The sequence below is a fragment of the Amycolatopsis sp. NPDC114478 genome, assembly GCF_055633805.1.
Map to the genome: position 1 here is coordinate 1 of NZ_JBVKDO010000059.1, position 1,429 is coordinate 1,429.

Here is a 1,429-nt window from a genome sequence, read left to right on the forward strand (position 1 = left end):
TGAGACGTGATGCGTAGCCGTTTGAGGCGAAGTAGAGTGATCCTATGCTGCCGAGAAAAGCCTCTAGTGAGTGCATGCACGGCCCGTACCCCAAACCAACACAGGTGGTCAGGTAGAGAATACCAAGGCGATCGGGTGAACTGTGGTTAAGGAACTCGGCAAAATGCCCCCGTAACTTCGGGAGAAGGGGGGCCAAACATCCTGAAGCCTTTCTCGGGCTAGGGGTGGGTGGCCGCAGAGACCAGCGGAAAGCGACTGTTTACTAAAAACACAGGTCCATGCGAAGTCGCAAGACGATGTATATGGACTGACGCCTGCCCGGTGCTGGAACGTTAAGAGGACCGGTTAGCCTTTCGGGGCGAAGCTGAGAATTTAAGCGCCAGTAAACGGCGGTGGTAACTATAACCATCCTAAGGTAGCGAAATTCCTTGTCGGGTAAGTTCCGACCTGCACGAATGGCGTAACGACTTTCCGGCTGTCTCAACCACAGGCCCGGCGAAATTGCACTACGAGTAAAGATGCTCGTTACGCGCGGCAGGACGGAAAGACCCCGGGACCTTTACTATAGTTTGGTATTGGTTTTCGGTTCGGCTTGTGTAGGATAGGTGGGAGACTGTGAAGCGGTGACGCTAGTTACTGTGGAGTCGTTGTTGAAATACCACTCTGGTCGAATTGGGAATCTGAACCTCGGGCCATGATCTGGTTCAGGGACAGTGCCTGATGGGTAGTTTAACTGGGGCGGTTGCCTCCTAAAGAGTAACGGAGGCGCCCAAAGGTTCCCTCAGCCTGGTTGGCAATCAGGTGTTGAGTGCAAGTGCACAAGGGAGCTTGACTGTGAGACAGACATGTCGAGCAGGGACGAAAGTCGGGACTAGTGATCCGGCACCTCCTGGTGGAAGGGGTGTCGCTCAACGGATAAAAGGTACCCCGGGGATAACAGGCTGATCTTGCCCAAGAGTCCATATCGACGGCATGGTTTGGCACCTCGATGTCGGCTCGTCGCATCCTGGGGCCGGAGTAGGTCCCAAGGGTTGGGCTGTTCGCCCATTAAAGCGGCACGCGAGCTGGGTTTAGAACGTCGTGAGACAGTTCGGTCCCTATCCGCCGCGCGCGTAGGATACTTGAGGAAGGCTGTCCCTAGTACGAGAGGACCGGGACGGACGAACCTCTGGTGTGCCAGTTGTTCCGCCAGGGGCATGGCTGGTTGGCCACGTTCGGAAGGGATAACCGCTGAAGGCATCTAAGCGGGAAGCCTGTTCCAAGATGAGGTATCCCACCCTTTGTGGGTTAAGGCTCCCAATAGACCATTGGGTTGATAGGCCAGAAATGGAAGCACAGTAATGTGTTGTCGAGTTGACTGGTACTAATAGGCCGAGGACTTGTCTACGAAGATGTTGCGCATCCACTCTACGGTTCTGAAACACCACGC

1 rRNA gene is annotated in these 1,429 nt (G+C 55.0%); it reads left to right on the forward strand.

Annotated features, from left to right (window positions below):
• Positions 1 to 1,387 (forward strand): 23S ribosomal RNA (locus ACZ7OH_RS51855); the annotation flags it as partial.
• Positions 1,388 to 1,429 lie beyond the last annotated feature (42 nt).